At 45.0% G+C, this 820-nt stretch carries 1 protein-coding gene; it reads left to right on the top strand.

Annotated features, from left to right (window positions below; all coding sequences use genetic code 11):
• Window positions 1–106: 106 nt before the first annotated feature.
• Window positions 107–742, top strand: coding sequence for a Vat family streptogramin A O-acetyltransferase (locus tag B1A85_RS23315; protein ID WP_371681710.1), 636 nt, complete (start codon window positions 107–109; stop codon window positions 740–742).
• Window positions 743–820 lie beyond the last annotated feature (78 nt).

Below are 820 nucleotides of genomic sequence, written 5' to 3'. Positions count from 1 at the left end.
GCCGCTGATTGGGGACGTTCGACTGCTTTGATTGCAGGTTAGAGCAGCAACTTGAGTTTCTGGATAAGATGCAGATGTCATGCATTGTGAAAATTAGGAGTGACCAATTGTGTACGGAGCAGATCCAAAAGATAAGCATCCAATGAAGGGGTTTCCACAGATTTGCTTCATCCAAAACACGGTGTCAAATCCCAATATCATCATTGGAGATTACACCTATTACGACGATCCAGAAGATTCAGAGAACTTTGAACGCAATGTCTTGTACCATTTTCCATTCATCGGCGATCGCTTAATCATCGGCAAATTTTGTGCCTTAGCACGAGGCGTAAAATTCATCATGAATGGGGCAAACCACAAAATGGATGGTTTTTCGACTTATCCGTTTCAAATTTTTGGTAATGGCTGGGAAAAAATAGACCCTCAACCGGACGAGCTACCATACAAAGGCGATACAGTGATTGGCAACGACGTGTGGATTGGCTATGAAGCGGCGATCATGCCAGGAGTACAGGTGGGAGACGGAGCTATCATTGCTGCAAAGTCAGTCGTGGCGAGCAATGTTTCACCTTATACCATTGTTGGTGGCAATCCAGCGAAATGTATCCGCCAGCGCTTTGAGGATAATGTAATCCAAGCATTACTTGAAGTCGCTTGGTGGAATTGGGACATCGAGAAAATTACGCGCAATCTGGAGAAAATTGTAACGGCAGACATTAAAGCTCTGATCAATTGTCAGTAGCAGCGCAGTCGAACAATTCTGTTGGAGCGGATTGGCAGATTTTCGGTGTGGGGTTTAAGATGGCTACAACCGCTCAAC

Origin of the sequence: Chroococcidiopsis sp. TS-821, from assembly GCF_002939305.1 — a bacterium.
In the GTDB taxonomy this organism is placed as follows: domain Bacteria; phylum Cyanobacteriota; class Cyanobacteriia; order Cyanobacteriales; family Chroococcidiopsidaceae; genus Chroogloeocystis.
The sequence above is the reverse complement of the archived record's forward strand: the minus strand, read 5'-3'. Positions and strand labels throughout refer to the sequence as shown.